14 protein-coding genes are annotated in these 18,203 nt (G+C 51.6%); 3 read left to right on the top strand and 11 right to left on the bottom strand.

The features are described 5' to 3' along the window. The 9 genes from IT774_RS13080 to mutS form a co-directional block, all read right to left on the bottom strand. Positions 1–1,155, bottom strand: a complete 1,155-nt coding sequence (locus IT774_RS13080; RefSeq protein ID WP_195810152.1) for an HD-GYP domain-containing protein — start codon at positions 1,153–1,155, stop codon at positions 1–3. A gap of 153 nt (positions 1,156–1,308) precedes the next feature. Then, positions 1,309–1,917 carry a 3-isopropylmalate dehydratase small subunit gene (leuD, locus tag IT774_RS13075; protein WP_195810151.1) on the bottom strand — a complete coding sequence of 203 codons (609 nt, stop codon included), beginning with the start codon at positions 1,915–1,917 and terminating at the stop codon, positions 1,309–1,311. Positions 1,918–1,920: 3 nt separating this feature from the next. Beyond that, complete coding sequence (gene leuC / locus IT774_RS13070; RefSeq protein ID WP_195812300.1) at positions 1,921–3,321, bottom strand: 3-isopropylmalate dehydratase large subunit; 1,401 nt, start codon at positions 3,319–3,321, stop codon at positions 1,921–1,923. Between the two features lie 8 nt (positions 3,322–3,329). Then, on the bottom strand, positions 3,330–4,427 hold the full coding sequence (gene leuB / locus IT774_RS13065; protein ID WP_195810150.1) for a 3-isopropylmalate dehydrogenase: 1,098 nt from the start codon (positions 4,425–4,427) through the stop codon (positions 3,330–3,332). After that, the gene (gene leuA, locus IT774_RS13060) at positions 4,424–5,986 is read right to left on the bottom strand and encodes a 2-isopropylmalate synthase (RefSeq protein ID WP_195810149.1); all 1,563 of its coding nucleotides are present in this window, start codon (positions 5,984–5,986) and stop codon (positions 4,424–4,426) included. Before leuA ends, leuB begins: the two co-directional genes overlap by 4 nt. 288 nt (positions 5,987–6,274) lie before the next feature. Beyond that, a complete protein-coding gene (locus IT774_RS13055; RefSeq protein WP_195810148.1) occupies positions 6,275–6,979 on the bottom strand; it encodes a hypothetical protein in 705 nt (234 codons plus the stop codon). A gap of 59 nt (positions 6,980–7,038) precedes the next feature. Then, positions 7,039–8,331 (bottom strand): phosphopyruvate hydratase, encoded by a 1,293-nt coding sequence (gene eno / locus IT774_RS13050; RefSeq protein ID WP_195810147.1) that lies wholly within the window; start codon positions 8,329–8,331, stop codon positions 7,039–7,041. A gap of 61 nt (positions 8,332–8,392) precedes the next feature. Beyond that, positions 8,393–10,024, bottom strand: a complete 1,632-nt coding sequence (locus IT774_RS13045) for a CTP synthase (RefSeq protein ID WP_195810146.1) — start codon at positions 10,022–10,024, stop codon at positions 8,393–8,395. Positions 10,025–10,204: 180 nt separating this feature from the next. Continuing rightward, positions 10,205–12,769 carry a DNA mismatch repair protein MutS gene (gene mutS / locus IT774_RS13040; RefSeq protein WP_195812299.1) on the bottom strand — a complete coding sequence of 855 codons (2,565 nt, stop codon included), beginning with the start codon at positions 12,767–12,769 and terminating at the stop codon, positions 10,205–10,207. Positions 12,770–12,887: 118 nt separating this feature from the next. Here mutS and IT774_RS13035 point away from each other — a divergent pair, with 118 nt between their 5' ends. Beyond that, the gene (locus IT774_RS13035) at positions 12,888–13,433 is read left to right on the top strand and encodes a CinA family protein (RefSeq protein WP_218958918.1); all 546 of its coding nucleotides are present in this window, start codon (positions 12,888–12,890) and stop codon (positions 13,431–13,433) included. A 136-nt stretch (positions 13,434–13,569) separates the two neighbouring features. Continuing rightward, on the top strand, positions 13,570–14,616 hold the full coding sequence (gene recA, locus IT774_RS13030) for a recombinase RecA (protein ID WP_195810145.1): 1,047 nt from the start codon (positions 13,570–13,572) through the stop codon (positions 14,614–14,616). Between the two features lie 401 nt (positions 14,617–15,017). On the opposite strand, the gene IT774_RS13025 is transcribed toward recA, so the two are convergent. Both IT774_RS13025 and IT774_RS13020 read right to left on the bottom strand, forming a co-directional pair. After that, positions 15,018–15,329, bottom strand: a complete 312-nt coding sequence (locus tag IT774_RS13025) for an EscU/YscU/HrcU family type III secretion system export apparatus switch protein (protein WP_195810144.1) — start codon at positions 15,327–15,329, stop codon at positions 15,018–15,020. Then, entirely contained in the window at positions 15,326–17,296 is a 1,971-nt protein-coding gene (locus IT774_RS13020) for a hypothetical protein (protein ID WP_195810143.1), read from the bottom strand. Before IT774_RS13020 ends, IT774_RS13025 begins: the two co-directional genes overlap by 4 nt. Before the next feature lie 355 nt (positions 17,297–17,651). Here IT774_RS13020 and IT774_RS13015 point away from each other — a divergent pair, with 355 nt between their 5' ends. Next, positions 17,652–17,867 carry a DUF2061 domain-containing protein gene (locus IT774_RS13015; protein WP_195810142.1) on the top strand — a complete coding sequence of 72 codons (216 nt, stop codon included), beginning with the start codon at positions 17,652–17,654 and terminating at the stop codon, positions 17,865–17,867. The last annotated feature ends 336 nt before the right edge of the window (positions 17,868–18,203 follow it).

Below are 18,203 nucleotides of genomic sequence, written 5' to 3'. Positions count from 1 at the left end.
TTAGTCCGGCATCTGGTGAATAAATACATCGCGGAAAAATTTTGGCAGGTTGATGCCAAAATCGTCCGGCCGGACCGCAGCTTCAATGCGATCATTGGCTTTCGCCAAATCCACCCGTTTTACTTCGCTGTAATTGTTGTTGCGGATACTATAAAACGTCATCACCACGGGCTTATGCATTTCGTCTGAATTGGATTGCACCACCATCGCCAGTCGGCCGCTTTTTAGTTTCACTAATGAGCCCACCGGGTGGACCCCAAGACAACGGATGAACTGTCGCACCAGGTTCTGATCAAGCCCCTGATTGGCGGCAAGCCGTTTCATGGCAAGGGCCGGAGGCACCGCTGGCTGATGGGCCCGATTCGAAACCATGGCATCGTACGAGTCGACCACAGCGGCCATGCGCCCAAATATGGAAATTTCTTCGCCCTTTAACTGTTGAGGGTAACCGCTGCCATCAACCCGCTCATGATGTTGGCCGATAATTGCTGTAACGGGCTCCTCTATTTGCGCAAAGTGACTGATCAGCGCCAGACCTTTTGGTACATGTGACTGAATGACTTGCCACTGCTCTGCCGATAGCGCGCCGTGGTGATCGCGAATATGTTCAGGGATCATCGACATGCCCACATCCATCAGTAACGCTCCGGTACACAGGGTATTAATGGTGGCGCGATCAAAGCCCTGGTGGCTGGCAAAAATGGCCATCAGGATGCTGCAATTTATAGAGTGTTCCAGCATGTATTCATTGGTATTTTTGATCATAGTCAGACAGGCTAACGCATCCTGATTTTCAAATACCCCGTCAATAATATGCTGCGCCAGCTGATCCGTACCGGTTACATCATTGGCGGAACGGGCTTTGAGCTGTTCAATTAAACCTTTTTGAATAGATACCGCTTCAGTATAAAGCGTATTGGCTTTAGTCAGACCGGCACTGGAGGCGGGTTTTGAAGCGGGCTTACGAGCGCCCGCCAGACGGCTGCGGGCATAATCTACTTCAACCCGGACTATGCCTTTATTACGCAATTGCTCAATAATGCCCTGCGATTTGACCAGTCCGCCTGAGCGGACCCGCATGGTACCGGTTTGCTCAACCACCTGACTAACATACATTCCCGGTACCAGCTCATCGATGGAAATGTTTTTGAGCATGAGACATCCTTTTTGAATACGAACAAATTTGCTTCCGGCACAACTGGCTATCATTTAGATGATTACGTATTAGCCGCGGTTCTACGGTAACCTGTTCCAAACAATACCGCTACCTTGGCCGGTATTTTCTATATACCCGTAATTATAATAGATTTATCGCCAAACAGGTTCGCTATCTTCATATTTTTCAATTTGCGCTGCATGCTCCAGCGTTTGCCCGATGGCATCCAGCCCTTTTAACAAATTCTGTTTATGCTGGGCATCAATCTGAAAGTAAAATGTGTTGGTGCCTGCGATCACCGACTGAGTGGGTAGGTCGATAGTAATCAAGGTCTCAGGCGCGGCGCTGACCTGCGCAAACAGGATGTCCATTTGTGCCGGGGCCAGGCTGACAGGCAACAACTGATTGTTAATGCAGTTGCCATAAAAAATGTCAGCGAAGCTGGTGGCAACAATAACGTTGAAGCCATAATCGGCCAGGGCCCAGGGCGCATGTTCACGGCTTGAGCCGCAACCAAAGTTTTCGCGACACAATAAAATGCTGGCGCCCTGATACTGTGACAGGTTTAACACAAACTCGGGATTTGGCTCTTGCTCGTGCAAATCCAGATAGCGCCAATCGTGAAATAAATGCTTGCCATACCCGGCCCGGGTCACGCCGGTCAGAAATTGCTTGGGAATTATCTGGTCGGTATCGACATTGGCCTGATCCAGGGGCGCGGCGCGGCCGGCATGGGTGCTGATTCCGGTATTGGTGGTCATAGGTTACTCCTGAAAATCTCTGACATCGGCAAATCGACCACGCAGGGCGGCGGCGGCGGCCATCGCCGGGCTTACCAAATGGGTACGGGCGCCACGGCCCTGACGACCTTCAAAGTTGCGGTTACTGGTGGAGGCGCAGCGATCGTGCTTTTGCAAAATATCGTCGTTCATCCCCAGGCACATGGAACAGCCGGGTAAACGCCATTCAAACCCGGCGTCTAAAAATATCTGATCTAAGCCTTCGGCTTCTGCCTGACGTTTCACTGCCGCGGAACCGGGGACCACAATCGCCGTAACTGTAGCGGCGACTTTACCCTGGCGCGCGATTTTAGCCGCGGAGCGTAAATCTTCAATCCGACCATTGGTACATGAGCCAATAAAGACCTGATTAACGGTGATGTCTGCCAGTTTGGTGCCTGGTTCTAACCCCATATACGCCAGGGCTTTGGCGGCACTTTCCCGTTCGCTGGCATCTTCAAAATCACCCGGAGCCGGAATTGGAGTGTTGACCCCGATAACCTGGCCGGGGTTGGTGCCCCAGGTCACCTGAGGGGCAATATCGGCAGCCTGCAAGGTCACGACTTTATCAAATTGGGCATCCGTATCGCTATACAGTGATTGCCAGTAGGTTTTGGCCGCTTGCCAGTGGTCATCGGCAGGGCTATGTTCCCGGCCCTGCAAATAGGCAAAGGTCGTGTCATCCGGAGCGATTAAGCCTGCTTTGGCCCCGGCTTCAATACTCATATTACAGATGGTCATCCGCTCTTCCATGGACAGGGCGCGGATGGCTTCGCCTGCATATTCAATCACATAGCCGGTGGCACCGGCATGACCAATGCGTCCGATGATGGCCAGGATGATGTCTTTGGCGGTGGTACCGGCGGCCAGCTGGCCGTCCACCTGGATCAGCATGCTTTTGGCTTTACTTTGTTTAAGGGTCTGGGTGGCCAGCACATGTTCAACCTGGGAGGTGCCGATGCCAAAGGCCAGGGCGCCAAATGCGCCATGGGTGGCGGTATGTGAGTCGCCACATACCACCGTCATGCCAGGCTGAATCAGGCCCAGCTCCGGCCCCATTACATGCACAATGCCTTGTTTTTGATGGCCCACCGCAAACAGTTCAATGCCATGCTCAGCGCAGTTGTTCGCCAGGGTTTGTAATTGCAGGGCATTTTGCGGACCACAGGCATCCAGAGCCAGGGAGCGGGTGGAAATACTATGATCCATGGTGGCAATGGTGCGATCGGGACGGCGTACCTTGCGGTTTTTTTCATTCAGGCCGGCAAAGGCCTGGGGGGAGGTGACCTCATGAATAAGATGCCTATCGATATATAACAGATCATCATCACCAGGTACCTCAATAATATGGGCATCGTAGATTTTGTCGTACAGTGTTTTGGCCATTTTCACTCTTACTCCTGTGACAAGATAAACTGTACTACCGCATCGCCAACCTCAGCGGTACTGGCGGCATTTTGCTGCTGCTCACCGGTGAGCAGCTCAGCGGTTAGGATGCCGGCTTCCAGGGTTTTGACCACCGCCTGTTCAATGGCATCAGCAGCGTCTGCCTGACCCAGACTAAAGCGTAATAACATCGCCGCAGACAGGATTTGGGCAATGGGGTTGGCAATGTTTTGACCGGCAATATCCGGCGCCGAGCCGCCAGCCGGTTCATACAAACCGAAGCCCTCTTCGTTGATGCTTGCTGAAGGTAACAGACCCATGGAGCCGGTCATCATGGCGCATTCGTCAGAGATGATATCGCCAAATAAGTTGGAGCACAGCATCACATCAAACTGGGCCGGATTTTTCATTACCTGCATGGTGGCGTTATCGATATAGATATGTTCCAGGGCAACATCGGGGTACTGGGTCGCAACCTCTTCGGTCACCTCCCGCCACAAGCGACTGGTTTGCAGTACATTAGCTTTGTCGACGGAAGTCACTTTGTGGTTGCGCAAACGGGCGGCTTCAAAGGCGGCCACCGCAATTCGACGAATTTCCTTACGGCTGTAACGCATGGTGTCAAAGGCGTACTGGTTCTCGCCTTCGCCTTCACGGCCTTTGGGCTGGCCAAAATAAATGCCGCTGGTCAGCTCCCGGATCACCACAATGTCCACGCCGCTGGCGGCAATATCGGCACGCAACGGACTTAAGTGTTCCAATCCCGGGTAAATCCGGGCCGGACGTAAATTACTGAACAAATCAAAATGCTGACGTAGGGTTAGCAGGGCAGCGCGTTCGGGGCGCAGCTCAATCGGCAATGCATCCCATTTAGGCCCGCCGATAGAACCAAATAAAATGGCATCGGCCTGTTCGCATCCTAACAGCGTGGCCGCCGGTAATGCTTCGCCGGTGGTGTCGATGGCATAGCCGCCAACCGGTAATTCATTAAGCTCAAAGTTAATCTCAAATCGTTCACTAACGGCCTGCAACACGCGCCGGGCCTGTTGCATCACTTCCGGGCCAATACCGTCACCGGGCAATACGGCAATGTTAAAGGTCTTCATTTTATACCTGCTACAGAGTCTTGTTGTTGTCGATGCTGGTCTATCTGGTCAGCCACATGGGTGTTGTTGAGGACATAAATCAGCGCATTTACGCCTGCTTCAACAATATCGGTGGCCAGGCCGCGACCATGAAAACGGCGATTTTTGTATTGGGCGATGACACTGACCTGCGCCAGGGCATCAGCGCCTTCGCCTTTTGAATCCAGGGTAAAATCTACAATCTCGATGTCCTGATGACCCAGAATATCCATAATAGCCTCGTAGGCGGCATTAACCGGGCCATTACCGGTGGCACTGCGAGTAACCAGGGTGTCACCGACCTGCAGCCGGACCGTGGCGCTGGGAATAATCTCATGGCCACTGGTGGCTTGCAGGTAAGACAACTTATAAAATGCTGACTCATGTTTTTGCTTGTCGAAAAACAGCAGGGCTTCTAAATCGTAGTCATACACGGTGCCCTTGGTGTCAGCCAGTTGCACAAAACTGGTGTAAATTGCTTCCAAATCATAATCAGTGTCGCTATAGCCTAGCTCCTGCAGACGATGACGAATTACATGACGGCCAGAACGCGAGGTCAGATTCAGGTTGTTCTTATTAATGCCGACACTTTCGGGGGTCATGATTTCATAAGTATTTTGGGCTTTTAGCACCCCGTCCTGATGAATCCCGGAGGAATGACTGAAGGCATTGGCACCGACCACAGCCTTGTTGGCTTGCACCGGCATGTTACAGAGCTGACTGACCAGTTTCGAAGTACGGGAGATCTCCGTAGCATTGATGTTGGTTGACAGTCCCAGCATGGATTGCCGGGTTTGCAAAATCATCGCGATTTCTTCCAACGCACAATTTCCGGCGCGTTCGCCAATGCCATTGATGGTGCTTTCAACCTGGCGCGCGCCGGCTTCTACGGCGGCCAGAGAATTGGCCACCGCCAGGCCTAAATCATTATGACAATGTACCGAGATGGTGGCTTTATCGATATTGGGCACCCGCTCAAACAACTGCGTGATGATGCCGCCAAATTCGGTGGGGGTGGTATAGCCGACGGTATCGGGAATATTGATGGTACTGGCGCCGGCATCAATAGCAGCTTCGACCATGCGGCACAGGTAATCGATATGGGTGCGACCGGCATCTTCACAGGAAAACTCCACATCGTCGGTATAGCGACAGGCATGTTTGACCGCAGCCACCGCCATTTCCACGACTTCATCCTGCGACTTGCGTAATTTTGCATTCACATGAATGTCAGAGGTGGCAATAAATGTGTGAATACGAAACTGTTCAGCAACCTGTAGGGCCTGACCACAGGCATCGATATCGGCTTTGACCGCGCGGGCCAGACCACATACGGTGGCATTTTTTACCTGTTGGGCAATCATTTGTACCGAGGCAAAGTCCCCTGGCGAGGACACCGGAAAACCGGCCTCAATAATATCGACCCCCAAACGCTCCAGTGCCAGTGCGATCTGAAGTTTGTCTTTGGCACTTAAGCTGGCAGACAGCGCCTGTTCGCCGTCTCTTAGTGTGGTATCAAAGATTTTTACCTGATTCGTCATGGCGTTATCTCGTGGTTAATAGGCAAAAAAAAACCCGTGCGAGGCACGGGTTTTTGGTGAAATTTATTGCTGGTCGCAATTTACCCGTACAGTGCACCTGTCATTAGAAGGAGTAGGAGAAGACGGCGAATGTGCATGCAAAGCATAAGGCAGTATCTTGTGTTGCTGACCAGTTTGTGAACATCAATGTAACCATCTACCACCAGCAGGTCAACCTTTCTTTACAAGGTTATGAAAATTAATTATCGAAGGTCGCTTGCATCTTTTGCTCAACAATGGCTTGACCAGTTACTCCGGCCGCGCCATGTGTTTGTGTGGGGTGCGAAAATGCTTCCAGTTGATGGTAGAGGCCAGCAGGATTTCACGCAGGCTGAGCGGCCGTGGCGACACCCGACCCTTATGACTCCATTGATGGCCACAACACGCGGCGGTTATCAAGGTCTTGTCAGGGCGACATAGCTGGCGCTCAGCATAGGCGCCGGGGCTGGCTTCTTCGGTCCGTCCGGAAAAGGAAAACCAGCCATATTTATTGGTATGCAAACACGACTTTTCAGCCATTACCCGATCAATGGAGTCCAGCTCAATATGCACGCCCGATACTTCCTGGACCATGATACCCACGACCAGGCCGTGGGTGGCATAGCGCTCGAACCAGTGCTGGTTTGTCTCATCAGTGATTTTGGTGGCCGGGTTTTGGGTACGTTGTTTGGCGGTCCAGGACGCATTATGACTGTCTAAGGTCAGCGGGGTATTGCTAGCGGCCATAAAATAGGCGGCGCGGCGGATGTGATAAGACAGACCTTTCAGGCGCTGTTGCAGCCGGGCTGTATCGGGGTAAGCGCTGGTGGCCAGGGTAAAAAGCTCGCGTTCGTATAACGCCGTGCAAATCTCGGTATAGTGGAGCGGGGCGGTATCTAGCTGATGCTGGGCGACAAAAAAATTAGTTTGATTCGTATCTAAGCCGGATGCCATAGCCTGTAACGGGTTAACCATAGATAGGGCTAACCTAACAGGAAGTGCGGCCGGTAGCTATACTACCGGCGCAAAAAGTCTTACTGACCTTTAATTTCTGAGCGACCGCGATAGATAGCGGCGCTGCCCAGTGCTTCTTCAATACGTAGCAACTGGTTGTATTTTGCAACCCGATCAGAACGGCACAATGAACCGGTTTTGATCTGGCCGGCGGCGGTACCAACTGCCAAATCGGCAATGGTAGCGTCTTCGGTTTCACCTGAACGGTGCGAAATTACCGCAGTAAAGCCAGCGTCTTTAGCCATCTTGATTGCATTCAGGGTCTCGGTTAACGAGCCAATCTGGTTGAATTTAATCAGGATTGAGTTACCGATGTTGTTATCGATACCACGCTTAAGGATTTTGGTGTTGGTCACAAACAGATCATCACCGACCAGCTGTACTTTTTCGCCAATCTTGTTGGTCAGGCTGGCCCAGCCATCCCAGTCACTTTCATCCAGACCATCTTCAATGGAAACAATCGGATACTGGTTAGCCAGGTCGGCCAGATAGTCACCAAACTCTTCAGAGTTAAACCGCTTGTCTTCACCAGATAGTACATAGCTGCCATCTTTGTAGAATTCAGAGGCTGCGCAATCTAAGGCCAGGGTCACATCTTCGTTCATCTTGTAGCCAGCGTTTTCAACCGCCTGAACAATGACCGCCAGGGCTTCAGCATTAGAGCTCAAGTTAGGGGCAAAGCCACCTTCATCGCCAACCGCGGTACTCAGGCCCTTAGCTGACAATACTTTTTTCAGCGCATGGAAAATCTCAGCGCCCATCCGTAATGCTTCTTTGAAGCTGGCTGCACCTACCGGCTGCACCATAAATTCCTGAATATCAACATTGTTGTCGGCGTGCTCGCCGCCATTGATGATGTTCATCATCGGTACTGGCATTGAATATTCACCAGGCGTGCCATTAAGATCAGCAATGTGCTCATACAGCGCCACTTTTTTGCTCGCTGCTGCTGCTTTGGCGACTGCCAAAGATACCGCCAGAATAGCATTGGCGCCCAGGGTTTCCTTGTTCTCAGTCCCATCAAGTTGCAGCATGATATCGTCGATATCACTTTGAGCCATGGGATCTTTGTCGATGAGCGCCGGGGCAATGACATCATTGATTGCTGCTACGGCTTTGGTAACACCCTTGCCCAGATACCGGCTAGCGTCAGCATCACGTAATTCCAGCGCTTCGCGAGAGCCAGTAGAAGCGCCTGATGGTGCTGCGGCCCGGCCCATTTCACCACTGTCCAGATAGACATCAGCTTCGACGGTAGGGTTACCACGAGAATCCAGGATTTCGCGTCCAACTATTCGACTAATCTTCGCCATGTTTTTTCCTCAACGTTAATGGGACACCCACGGGAGAGTAAAGCGCCCCTATTATTAGAAATTAATGATTTTCTTTTTGGTACTGACCTGCGGCTGCCACAAATCCGGTAAACAGCGGATGGCCGTCGCGCGGGGTAGACGTAAATTCAGGGTGGAACTGACCGGCAACAAACCACGGATGGTCAGGGATCTCGATAACTTCTACAAGCCGTTTATCAGTGGACAAACCACTTACCTTAAGCCCGGCCTGCTCAATTTGATCGCGCAGGTTATTGTTTACCTCGTAGCGGTGGCGGTGACGTTCATAGATGCTTTCAGTGCCATACATCTGATGCACTTTGGTATCTGGAATCAGGTGACACAGCTGGCTTCCCAGGCGCATGGTGCCGCCCAAATCTGAGGTTTCAGTGCGTATTTCAGTGCTGCCATCAGCATCAAGCCATTCGGTGATCAGACCCACCACCGGATACGGGCTGTCTGGATCAAATTCCGTGCTGTTGGCGTTTTCCATACCCGCCACATTCCGGGCAAATTCAATCAATGCCACCTGCATACCCAGGCAAATACCTAAAAATGGTACCTTGTTTTCCCGGGCGTAGCGCACCGCGGCAATTTTACCTTCAACACCGCGCTCGCCAAAGCCGCCAGGCACCAAAATAGCATCAAGATGCTCCAAAATCTGGGTGCCTTTAGACTCCACATCCTGCGAGTCTACATGGTGGATATTGACCGTCAGGCGGTTCTTCAAACCGGCATGTTTAAGCGCTTCATTAACAGATTTGTAGGCATCGGGCAGCTCAACGTATTTTCCGACCATACCGATGTTGATCTCAGCGGTGGGATTAGACTCGGCGTAAAGTACCTGTTCCCATTCGGTCAAATCGGCTTCTTTACAGTCAAAACCAAAGCGGTCCACCACCAGCTGATCCATCCCCTGGGCTTTCAGCGCAGCCGGGATCCGATAGATACTGTCGACATCTTTTAATGAGATAACCGCTTTGTCGACCACATTGGTAAACAAAGCAATTTTTGAACGCTCGGTGGCAGGCAATGCTCCTACAGAGCGACACACCAGAATGTCGGGCTGAATACCAATTGACCGCAGCTCTTTAACCGAATGCTGGGTGGGCTTGGTTTTTACCTCGCCCGAGGCCGGCATATAAGGCACCAGCGTTAAGTGCATGAACATGGCGCGGTCGCGGCCCACTTCGGTGCCCAATTGACGGATGGCTTCCAAAAACGGTTGTGATTCGATATCGCCCACCGTACCACCTACCTCAACAATCGCGACATCATGGCCTTCTGCGCCCTCGATGACCCGACGTTTGATTTCGTTGGTGATATGCGGAATAACCTGGATGGTAGCGCCCAAGTAATCGCCCCGTCGCTCACGCTTTAGTACTTCTTCATACACCCGGCCGGTGGTGAAGTTATTACGCTTGCTCATGCGGGTACGAATAAAGCGTTCGTAATGACCCAGATCCAAATCGGTTTCGGCACCGTCATCGGTGACAAAAACCTCACCATGCTGAATGGGGCTCATCGTTCCTGGATCTACGTTGATGTAGGGATCCAGCTTTAGCATTGTGACGGTCAGACCACGCGCTTCAAGAATTGCGGCTAATGATGCAGCAGCAATACCTTTACCTAGCGATGATACAACACCACCTGTGACGAAAATATAGTTTGTCATGCGAAACCTAAGGCGTTGGATTGTATGGGTAATGTGTGCTGACAGACAAAAGAGGTCGCTGCAACACCTGGACGGCGCAATAGTATACCGAAAGACCTTGCGGCAAACAATCGGTTTGCCTGGGCACCGCGGCCGCTGACAACGTCAGGCAGCGGGCCGCAATAATCAGGCAGTAGCGGTTTATTGCTGACTCAGCCGCTTTAAGGTGTAGATAAGATCCAGTGCCTGGCGCGGTGACAGATCATCCGGGTTGATGGTTTCCATGGCGTTATCCAGCGGGCTGGACGCTGGCTCCAGCGGCAGCTGGGTCTGACCCTGCTGTGTTGGCGCAGGGGCAGAGGGGCGGTGGCTATCTGACGCATCTTCAACGGGTTCGCCGCGACTGGCTTCCAGCTCAGCGAGCTTGTGGCGGGCGGCGGCAATCACACTTTGAGGGACGCCGGCCAGCGATGCCACCTGCAGGCCATAGCTTTTACTGGCAGCACCGGTTTCGACGCTGTGCATAAACCGGATGGTCTCTTCATGCTCCATGGCATCCAGGTGTACATTGACCACATTGTCGTAATGGTCGGGCAGTTGGGTGAGTTCAAAATAATGGGTAGCAAATAAGGTGTAGGCTTTCACTTTGGTGGCCAGGTGATGGGCACAGGCCCAGGCCAGTGACAGCCCATCGTAGGTGCTGGTACCGCGGCCGATTTCATCCATCAAAACCAGCGAATTTTCGGTGGCATTATGCAAAATATTGGCGGTTTCGGTCATCTCTACCATAAAGGTCGAACGGCCCGAGGCAAGGTCGTCGGAAGCGCCGATACGGGTAAAGATGCGATCAATTTTACCAATGCAGGCATGTTGCGCCGGTACGAAGCTGCCGATGTAGGCCATCAACACAATCAGCGCGGTCTGGCGCATGTAAGTGGATTTACCACCCATATTGGGGCCGGTAATAATCAGCATCCGGTGAGTATCATCCAGCGTCAGCGGATTGGCTATAAAGGGGTCATCCATCACACTTTCAACAATAGGGTGACGACCTTCCTGATAACAGATTTTTGTGTCATCGCTTAACTGTGGCCGGTGCAATTGTAAGGTCTCGGCGCGTTCGGCCAGCCCCTGAATCACATCCAGTTTGGCCAGCGCCGCGGCACTGTTAATAAGCGGGGTTAACTGCGGCAGCAGAGTATCAAACAATTGTTCGTACAACTGTTTTTCCAGCGCCAGGGCCCGGCTTTGACTGGTGAGCACCTTGTCTTCGTGTTCTTTTAGTTCCGGGGTAATGAAACGCTCGGTATTTTTAAGCGTTTGTCGACGAATATAGTCTGCTGGCGCATGTTCGCTTTGGGCACGGCTGATTTCAATGAAGAAACCGTGTACGCGGTTGTAACCTACCTTTAATGTTGCAATACCGGTGCGCTCGCGCTCGCGCAGCTCCATCTGATCCAGATAATCAGTGGCGCCCTGGGACAAGGCGCGCAGCTCATCAAGTTCGCTATTAAAGCCTGGTGCAATCACGCCGCCATCTCGCAGTACCACCGGCGGGTTGTCAACGATAGCGCCATTAAGCAACTCTTTTAATTCGGGAAATTCGCCAATGTCTTTACGCAATACATTTAACAGCGGGTTGTCAAAGGCTGCCAGCACGCTTTGCAATTCGGGCAGCGTATTAAACGCATTTCGCAGGCGGGCAAAATCCCGGGGGCGGGCAGAGCGTAATGCCAGTCGCGCCATAATGCGTTCGATATCGCCAATTTGTTTGAGCAGATCAGTAACCGCATGCTCGGGATGGGCCATCAACACCGCAATGGCATCCTGGCGGCTTATGAGCTCGTGACGATCGGTGATCGGTGCATGCAGATAACGTTGCAGTAACCGGCTGCCCATGGCGGTGGCGGTGGCATCTAAAATACTGAACAGGGTGTGCTCATGATTGCCGCCCATATTCTGGGTGATTTCCAGGTTACGGCGGGTGGCTGCATCAAGCTGAACCCGGTGTTCCTGCACATCCTGCTGCAGACCGTTAATGTGCGGCAACGAGGCGCGCTGGGTGTCTTTTACGTATTGCAGAACACAGCCGGCACTGCCCAGCCCAAGGGTCAGATCCTGAACGCCGAAGCCGCTTAAATCTTTGGTTTTGAACTGCTTGGTTAACTGATCAAAGGCCGAGTCCCGGTCAAATTCCCATTCGGGCCGCCGGCGTATGCCTTTACGCCGCTCAATAAGCGCCATCGAGGCAAAGTCATCCGGATACAACAGTTCGGCCGGGTTCAAGCGCTGCAGCTCGGCCAGTAAGGCTTCATCACCCTGGCATTCGAGCACCAGAAAGCGGCCACTGGTGATATCCAGTGTGGCCAGTCCATAGTAATTGTCGTGGCTGCATACCGCGGCCAGCACATTATCCTGACGCTCTTCCAGCAAGGCTTCGTCGGTGACCGTACCCGGTGTGACAATGCGCTGGACCTGACGTTCTACCGGGCCTTTACTGGTCGCCGGATCACCCACCTGTTCACAAATTGCCACGGATTCGCCGGCTTTTACCAACCGGGCCAGGTAGCTTTCGACCGCGTGATAGGGTACCCCCGCCATCGGAATCGGATTGCCACCCGATTTGCCCCTTGCGGTTAATGAAATATCCAGCAACTGAGCCGCTCGTTTGGCGTCATCGTAAAACAATTCGTAAAAATCGCCCATACGGTAAAAGAGCAGAATATTTGGATGTTGCGCCTTAATATTAAGATACTGGCGCATCATAGGAGTATGTTGTTCCAAAGGAGCCTCGGTGTTGTGTTTTACATAGGTACCAAAGATGTGCATTGAATAATGAAATGGTACACTTCGAACAATTCTTTAGCAGCGGTGTATTATTACTATGAGCCAGGTTTTTGCCAACCATTCGCATCAAAAAGATGGCAACGATGCTGAACAACTGGAAATGGTAACACGAATTGGGTCGTACTTAAGAGCGCAACACGCGACGGTCGCCTGTGCAGAGTCCTGCACCGGTGGCGGCCTCGCCTACGCCCTGACGGCCGTGGCGGGTAGTTCTGACTGGTTCGAACAATCCTTTACCACCTATTCCAATACGGCAAAACAAACTTTACTGGGTGTCTCGAAGTACACACTGGAGCAGCACGGCGCGGTGTCAGCACAGTGTGTTGAAGAAATGGCCCGGGGTGTGCGTGAGCGTTGTCAGGCAGAGGTGGGCATAAGCACCAGCGGTATTGCCGGGCCGGGTGGCGGAAGCGCTGAAAAACCGGTGGGGACGGTCTGGTTTGGCCTGGCCGATGCCAATCAAACAGTGTCGGTATGCCAGTTTTTTAACGGTGATCGCGGCCAGGTACGCCAGCAAGCGATTAAGTACGCTTTAGAATTACTGCACCACAGGCTAGTTGAAATTAAGTCTCAGGGTTTGTAGGTTAAGAAAACCAACAGAAGGCTTGAAACTGTATGGTTATACAGTATAAACTGCAGACATTGAAATTAAAGTTATCAAGCGTGGTCAGCGCAAGGGCGCTGTAATAGCCACCGCTTCACTTCTAGAGGAAGTATTTGTGGAAGACAATAAATCAAAGGCGCTTACAGCCGCTCTTGGCCAGATAGAAAAACAATTCGGTAAAGGCGCGATCATGCGTCTGGGTGATAACCAGGGCATGGACATCGAGTCTATTTCCACTGGCTCATTAAGTATCGATATTGCCCTGGGTATAGGTGGCTTGCCTTGTGGTCGGGTAGTTGAAATTTACGGGCCGGAATCTTCAGGTAAAACCACGCTCACCTTACAGGTTATCGCCGAAGCTCAGAAAAAGGGTAAAACCTGCGCCTTTGTTGATGCTGAGCATGCGCTGGATCCTATTTATGCTGAAAAGCTTGGGGTTAACATCAATGATCTGCTGGTTTCGCAGCCGGATACCGGGGAGCAGGCGCTGGAAATTTGCGACATGCTGGTGCGCTCAAATGCCGTGGATGTGGTCATTGTTGACTCGGTTGCCGCGTTAACCCCTAAAGCGGAAATTGAAGGTGACATGGGTGACTCTCATGTTGGCCTGCAGGCACGTTTGATGTCCCAGGCATTGCGTAAACTCACCGCCAACATCAAACGTTCAAACACCTTGGTTGTTTTCATCAACCAGATTCGTATGAAGATTGGTGTGATGTTTGGTAACCCTGAAACGACCACCGGTGGTAATGCGCTTAAGTTTTACTCTTCGGTTCGTCTGGATATCCGCCGTATCGGCGCGGTGAAAGAAGGCGACGAAGTGGTGGGTAACGAAACCCGGGTGAAAGTGGTGAAAAACAAAGTGGCCCCACCATTCCGCCAGGCCGAATTTATGATTCGTTATGGTGAAGGCATCAGTAAAGAAGCCGAGCTGATTGACCTGGGTGTGAAGCAGAAGCTGGTTGATAAAGCCGGTGCCTGGTACAGCTACAAAGGCGACCGTATTGGTCAGGGTAAAGCCAATGTGATTAATTTCTTAAAAGGCCATCCTGAGATTGCCAATGAGATTGAGCAGAAAATACGCGAAGAGCTACTGATGCCCAAAGTCAAAAAAGAGCCAGAAGCTAAAGCAGAAGAAACAGACAACGATCAGGACGCATAAGTGCTCCACTTGAGTTAATAAAAATACCCGCAGCAGCGGGTATTTTTGTATCTGGAGCGTGTTTTCAGAAATCGTCGTTAGGGGCTGTGGCGAATTTTTAATACGAGCATAAAAGAATGCAGGGTTGCTATTGATAAGTACCAGGCATTGATTTACTGAGCAGTTGTTTGGATTGGGTACGACTTCATTTGAAATTTTTTATACAGAGTTTGATTAAACCTGAAAGTCAGCTCATAGCCGCCTGTTAAATAAAACCCGTCCCTTCATTTTAACGATAAGCTTAAATTTGAACTACGAAGCTCTCGCGATTCCGAAACTGATAACCTGTATCTGGGTAAACCCACCATATTCTACCTAAAACCAAAACACTACTGTGGGTCTCACATAGCCATCAGGTAGTTTCAGACTATCTGATTCAACCGGTTGCTCATTTCTTCCCAACCGGCTGGCGTTTTGCCCTGTAATACATAGGAGTAAGCGATGAGTTCGGCGATGACATAATAGAGCGTTTCAGGAATTTCCTGCCCTAAATCCAGCTGGTTCAGGATATCACTTAAATAGGGATCTTCGTGTACCAGTACTCCGGACTCTTTGGCCAGCTCAATGATGGCCTCAGCCATATCACCATGACCTTTCGCCACCACCGTGGGGGCTTGCTTATCGCCCTGATTAGCGTATTTCAGGCCAATGGCGCGTTTAACTGTATCGCTCATGCTTTTGTCTCGAACAATTGGTATGGCCGGTCGGCTAAATGTGCTGGGATCTTGCCTCGTTGTACCGAGCTTGTCTCAATTTTCAGCCCCAAACTTTCCAGTTTACGTAATAAAAAGGGTAGGGTATCAGAGACCTGGGTTAATAAGGTGCTGGTGGAGGTATACAGATTAATCGACAGGATATGACCGTTGATCTCAGATTTAGCCAAAAGCTCCCCCTGAGCGCCGATGTCCAGCTTCATGGTCAGTTGCCACTGCTTATCCGAAGTTTCATCTGTCCCCGTCCTGGATTTGTCTTCTGCATCCCTGCTAATTAAAACCTCCGGGGCCTGGCGGCCCTGACTGGTAAAAGGCAAAATAAAATAAAACTGTTCCTGCCCCTGCAGGCGGGCCTCGGCGTTTGTGAGCTTAGTGGTCTGATGGTTCGCCAGTAAGGTCTTAAGAGTATTTAAAAGCTGGCCTTGTTTGTCCTGACTCGTTACATCAAACCCGGCCCGTATAGCCGAGGCGGTAGGACCGGTGTTGCTTGCATTACTGGCCGCAATACTTTGCTGTAGGGCTGACCTGCCGCCGGCATCAGCGCGAGTCAGAGCTTTGGCGCCTAACGAAATTTGTAATAAGCTCACCAGGGCCGCAACAAAGTTAGACGGCGAAGCGGATGACGGTAAGGTAGTCGGGGTAACCGGCAGACTGGTGGCGGCAAACAAGCTTTGTAGTTGGGCAACCAACGGCGATGGTTTGGTGATTGACGGCTCCAGGTTACCGCTGTGAGGCACAGAGGGTTTTGAAAACAACGCTTCATCAGACAATTGCGTAGTGATCCTGGCCAGCACGTCTGCCGAGTCGCTGCTGCTGGGACGCACGCCTTTTAAGATGCCAAGTAGCTGAGATAACGCCTGTTGGGTAGAGCCGGTATCGGTAAGTAGTTTGCGGGCCAGCTGCGGGATCTGTTGTTGTAGCTGCTGCAATTGTGTTTTATCGGCAGGCAGGGACTCCGCTAATGTTTCAATAGCCTTACCAACGTTTGACGGCATGTTCACCATTGCAGCCTTCGCATCCTGTGATCCTGCCTGCTCTGTGAGCAGGTTTACAGCGACACGTAACTCCGGTAGTTGAGGTAGTTTAGCCGTAGCCAGGGGCGCAAGGTCTTTAAATACAGGTAAGTCAGCCGTGAGTTTAAGGACCGGTTGCCATACCGCTGTAGTTGCATTTAGTTGTGAGCCGTGAAAAGACACGCTCACATGAGGCTGGGCTAACGAAGTGGCTAATTTTGGAGCCTGGGCGCTTAATTGTTTTACCGTATTTGACGGTAAATGTTCGAACACCAGCCCCGGAGATTTTAATGAATGTGCCATCACCGCCTTTGACAGGGAGGTTTTCGCCTGAGGCGACATTGACGAAGAAATATCCACCTCTCCCAAAGACCATTGCCCGGTCTGGGTATGGCGCATCAATGTGGAGGAACCCGTTGTAATAGCTGCAGGATCTGGTACCGATAAGGTTATCGGACGCGCAAGGGTGGCCGCATTAAGGGTTATTTGGTTCGCCGCTGCGGCGACCACCGTGACCGGCATGTGTACGACCGGGGCGCGCACGCTCGACAGCGCTCGGCTAAGCTCGCCCAATACCTGACTTTTTTCAGTCGCCGCCAGCACTACTGCGACATTATGTGCTTTGACTGAAGAAACCAGTGCCTGATTATCGCCAATACGGGAGATCAGCCCGGGGCCTGGCAACGTGTCAGCCGCCAACTTACTGCTAGTAAGGGGCGGCGAAACAGTAGCCAGGGCCCCGGTTAGCTGAGCGTTTATCGCGGCAACGTTTATCTGCAGTTGGTTAGCAGGGGCTAGCTGAAGCTGGGCGTTGGCTGGCTGCTGTGAAACTGGTATGGTCGGAACCTCGCCACTGACAGCAGTAGCTGAGCCGGATAATCCAGTGATAGCAGGCGCAATAATGGAATTGGTCATGGTTGTTTAACGGTACGAAGCTGGCACAACTTTAGTTCCACTATAAAATAAGTAGCAAACCGACGTCACTTAAAAGTAATGGTGATGGACAGGCATTCACAGGAAAAAACAAGTGTGGATGAGCTGCTTGTATGGCTGTATCAGCACTATCCGGTCACAAAAAAATTATGATTCACGACACAGCAATGCTGAATCGCCCTGCATGCTATTCAGCCCTGGCCCTACCCATGCAATCGGGCGGGGCCTGACCGGCGGATAAAATGGGCGATTAAGCACATTGAAAAAAAAGATTGGCATGTGGCGCCTCTAATGATAATAATTATCATTATCGTTTTTAGCGTAAGTGACAGTTAACATGAAAAAGACCATTACTTTTGCCATCATGCATTTTTCCGTCGCCTTTACCGTGGCCTATCTACTTACCGGCAGCTTATTAATTGGTGGGTTGTTGGCCCTGGTGGAGCCTGCCATCAATACAGTGGCTTTTTATTTTCACGAGAAAGTTTGGAACAAACTGGAAACCGGCGCTAAATCGGTTAGTGCTTCCGCCGAACCTCTGGTGGCCCCTTAGCCCCTTTTAGCCCCTTCAGCCGCTCTTTGCCTGCTTGCTGCCGGGTTAGATTCTGCTGGTTTTTATGAACCGGGCCCGCTGACCCATCAGCTTTGTTTTTCTTAGACTTCTCCATGTATCGGGTCTTTGTGACCGTGCGTTGCATCCAACTCAACGCGCGATCACAGCGCCGAACTTGCGCCTAATCTTTACCCGGAACAACTGTGTTTAACCAGGGTTAGGTCATCAGACTAAACATGTCTGGTAACCGCAATGACCGAAGTGCATTGGCCAGGCTGTGTTGTCTGTCAAACGCGTCTCGATCTTGCCAGAAAAGCTGTCACCGCAACATTCAGC

It is taken from the genome of Salinimonas marina (assembly GCF_015644725.1).
Taxonomy (GTDB): Bacteria; Pseudomonadota; Gammaproteobacteria; order Enterobacterales; family Alteromonadaceae; genus Alteromonas.
The sequence above is the reverse complement of the archived record's forward strand: the minus strand, read 5'-3'. Positions and strand labels throughout refer to the sequence as shown.